The organism is Dehalobacter sp. (assembly GCA_023667845.1).
Lineage (GTDB): Bacteria > Bacillota > Desulfitobacteriia > Desulfitobacteriales > Syntrophobotulaceae > Dehalobacter.
Genome location: JAMPIU010000114.1, coordinates 1 through 4,209, shown reverse-complemented (window position 1 = coordinate 4,209; position 4,209 = coordinate 1). Strand labels below are relative to the sequence as shown.

Below are 4,209 nucleotides of genomic sequence, written 5' to 3'. Positions count from 1 at the left end.
TGTTGAGAAACTACCTCAGTGGCAGTGCCGGAGACCAGATTAATACATTACTGGCAGCTACGGCATACAATATGAAGAAATGGATGAGGCTGAAGAGGGAAGAAATCCTCAGCTTAATTTTGCGCTGGATTTTCCAGGCACCAGTTTTGGCTCCGGTGAATATCCTGCGCTAATGGAGTAATGAAAAACACGTATTGATAAGGATCAACTAAATAAATCCAAAAAATCTTGTCACAAAGGCACATATCATAACGTATAGTAATTGAGAGAATAGACTATCCTATCAACCAGAACAAAACATTCATCGTGATGAAATATACCTTGAAATCTATATTTACAGGATTACTAATTTCCCTAACCTCTTGCTCCAATGATATGACCTTCAGCTTGCCTGACACAGATCCTCTTTTAGCTGTTCAATCATTTATCGGTCCGGACCATGATAGCAGGGTGAGAGTGACAATGGCAAGAGGGATACAGGATCCAGCAATTCAAATGGACATTGATTGTCAGGTTGACCTTTTTGAAAATGGAGTATTCTATAAGAGTTTAACTCTTGACACCCCGGCAATACTGTCAGGAACAATTTCCACCAAAGGTTATCTGGATTTCCCGGTAGATTCATCAGTTTTTCTTTCTGAAGGGAAAGAATACACTGTTAAAGTAAACTACCCAGGCTTTGAAACCGTGACAGCAACGGACATCAAGCCCAACACTATAAAGATTAAAGAGTTATCCTGGCGTTATCTAGCAGGAGATTGGCCGGAATGGTTTTTTGACACTCCGGCTTATAGAATCAGCCTTATGGGAGAAACTCGCAAAGGAGATCCTCTCATCGAAATTACAGTCGTAATCGATGATCCGCCCGATATAGAGAATTTTTACCGAATAGGACTTAATGGTATAGATCTCTCGTCCACATATCTTGACAGAGATTGCAGAATGCAATACGCAATTTATTCTGATCCAGATCCCCCGTATATGACATATCGTTATAAATCAAAAGCTCATCGTTTTAGTGGCTCACTGAAGGGTTATAATATTGCACCAATCACGCAGTGGATAACGTGGGAGTTACTGTGGAGTGATAAAAGCTTTAACGGCAGGAGTCATTCGTTTAAGATTATAGCCCCCCCTCTAAGCGACGGTACATATTACGTAGTTTCTCTCTACACTTTGAGTTATGATTATTACAACTACATGATTGACAGGTGGAAGTATTATAAAGTATCTGATGATCCCTTCTCAGAGCCGATTAGACTTCACAGCAATACCAGCAATGGATGCGGTATTTTTGCTTTATACTCTGTTGACAAAGATACCCTGCAGTTCTAATTTTTGAGGTATGAAAAAACTGTTATTCATAACACTTCTGTTGGCTGTCTGCTCATTAATCAACGGGCAACGCCTTCGGATCGAGGGATTCGTCCTTGATGCCCAGACTGGAATTCCCCTTCCCGAAGCTGAGATTAAGGTCAATGATGACCGGTACATTACGGATATCAGGGGTAGGTTCTCATTTTATCATTCTGCCGGTACCCTCACTCTGTTAATTAAATACGGCGGATATGAAGAGATGAAGTCGGATCTGACCGTCAGAAGTGATACTACCCTGGTGCTAAATTATGACAAACTGGTTTCAATTGAAGAGATCAGAGTAACCGGATCCCGTAAGCCAGGTTTTAAACGAGACTCCAACCTTGAAATCACCGGATTTGCCCCTGCCGAGGTGAGCTTCCTGCCCGTGATTGGCAGCGGTGAAGACCTCCTGAAAAAAATCCAGTACCTCCCCGGAGTCCAATCAGGAGGAGAAGGGTCGGCCGGGCTTATTGTAAGGGGAGGCCAATATGACCAGAACCTTTTTAATCTTAACGGATTCCCGGTATATCAGCCATTTCACTTTTCGGGACTGATCTCGGCTATCGATCCTTTCATGGTCTCCGGCGTGGAAGTTATGAAAGGAGGATTTCCTGCAAGGTACGGGGGAAAACTGTCATCAGTGGTTAATTTCAATTTCGACAGAAGTGTCTCTGACACAGTCCTGACTTCCGTATCAGCCGGGCTGCTGGTATCGGGTGCCGGTGTCGCTTTTTCACCTGACACCGTTACAACTGTCGCAGTGGCAGGCAGGATTGGCACAACCAAATTTCTTAATAATACCCTTAACCGCAGTTTCCCGCATTTCCCGTTTTTTGATTTTTATGACCTGAATCTGAACGCATCCCGCACTCTCAATAGAAATAACGACCTCAGACTTACCCTTTATTTTAACCGTGACAAGCTTGAGAAGTACACGAGCTACACAGAATACGACGATGATGTTGAAACTCTGTATGAGAACAGGGTGATCTCAGGGTGGAAGGATCTGCTTGCAGGGATTTCATGGACCAACCGGCCCACAACGAATAAAAGCATTACCACTCGTCTGTTCTTTCAGGATTTCCTGTCAGAGTCCGGTGAAGAGATCCATCTGACCCGCTATGAAGATGAAACTCAGACTGAAGATGCAATAAATACCACCAGCAGCAGGATCAAAGAGCTTGGTCTTAACAGCAACCTGGCCATTTCAAGTAAAGTCCATAATCTTGAGGCAGGCATCTTTGCCAATCTACGCTCTGTGAAGCCTGTTATTGGCACATTTCTCTATACAAACGGGGAACTTACAAACCGCCCGACAGGCGAAAATGCAAGCCTTGAAGATATCTCTCAGCTCGAAGCAGGAGCTTATTTCGAAGACCGGATTACACTAAGTGACAGGTTCACAATCCGGCCAGGCATAAGGTTTACCCTTTTATCAGGCCCTAATTCAGTTCATTTTTTACCCGAGCCCCGCCTGCTAGCTTCCTTTAAAGTCAGTAAGTATCTGACATTGATGGGAGCCTATACCTTGTCCTCCCAGTCGATCCATACTGTAAGCTCTTCAAATGCAATTGCAGTAAACGATATTTGGATTCCCTCCTATGGCAATATAAAGCCATCCCGGACACAGCAAATTGAGATAGCTGCTTTTTTCGATCCCGGAACATTCTTCCGGGGAGAGGTCAATCTTTTCTTTAAAAGCAGCAGGGATCTTTACATGTACAGGGAAGGCGCAAGTTTTGTGCTATATCCCCGATGGGAAGATAATATCATCCCGGTAACCGGTCTTGGTTACGGTGCCGAGTTTCTCCTTCAGGCTGAACTGCATAAAACATATGCTCTTCTTACTTACACGCTCTCAAAGACGACCCGGCAATCGCCAGAGATAAACAATGGTGAACGGTTTGATCATAAGTATGACAGGCCTCACGATTTCAGGCTCTCCATAGGATATAAGATCACTCAGAAACTAAGTATCAGCAGCAGTTTCGTCATGCAAAGCGGGACTGTATTCTCGTTTTATGACAGAATAATCCAGGGCGATCTGCCATACCTGGAAGGGATAAACAATATCAGGTTTCCATTATATCATAGGCTTGATATCGGGCTTGAACGAAAAACTTACACAAAGTGGGGAAGGAAAACTTTCAGAGTGGATATTTACAACGCCTATTCGAAGATGAATCCATGGTATCTGACTCTAGATAATGGTGAACTGCAACAGGTGACTCTGTTCCCCATTATACCATCTGTGAGTTACAAAATAGAATTTTGATCAAACGTAAAGCATTGGATTTAAAATAATGCCACAAAAATATGACCTTCCCTTCGCTGTCAGGCACATCACACAGATATTGTTTTTTTGACGATTCAAATGAAGCGTCTGTGTGAAGAGCCTTCCAGCCCATCCCGACGTAATGAAAATTATGGGGGACACCTTTCAAATAATAATAAATAGCCCTACAGCTAACAGGTCGGTATATGTCATTGGCGCGGCTGGTTTTTGCGCGCTAATCCGACAGATCAGCACACCAAAACCAGTTGGTGCTTTATCGGCCCGGCTTTGCGGCTAAAGCTGCCGGACAAAAAACAGCCCGCTGGCCCCGCTCCCGCGGGGCACTCCCTTCTGGTGTCACGGTTTTTGCCAACGAGAGAATGAACAAATAACATCATAATCCTGTATCGCACCACGAGTGCAAAAACGCGTGCCACCGTCCGCCAGCTGGCGGACCAACGCCACATACCGCCGAACGTTAGGTGCAATTTAAGCGTACATCATAATAATCTCTACAGTATGAAATTTCCCTCCATTAAATCATGTATAATTCTCGTAATAATTCTCTCATTTTG

2 protein-coding genes are annotated in these 4,209 nt (G+C 43.9%); both read left to right on the top strand.

Annotated features, from left to right (window positions below; translation table 11 throughout):
- Positions 1–375 precede the first annotated feature (375 nt).
- The gene (locus NC238_08775) at positions 376–1,335 is read left to right on the top strand and encodes a DUF4249 domain-containing protein (protein MCM1566024.1); all 960 of its coding nucleotides are present in this window, start codon (positions 376–378) and stop codon (positions 1,333–1,335) included.
- Positions 1,336–1,345: 10 nt separating this feature from the next.
- Positions 1,346–3,634: a TonB-dependent receptor gene (locus NC238_08770; protein MCM1566023.1), complete on the top strand. Its 2,289-nt coding sequence runs from the start codon at positions 1,346–1,348 to the stop codon at positions 3,632–3,634.
- Positions 3,635–4,209: the final 575 nt, after the last annotated feature.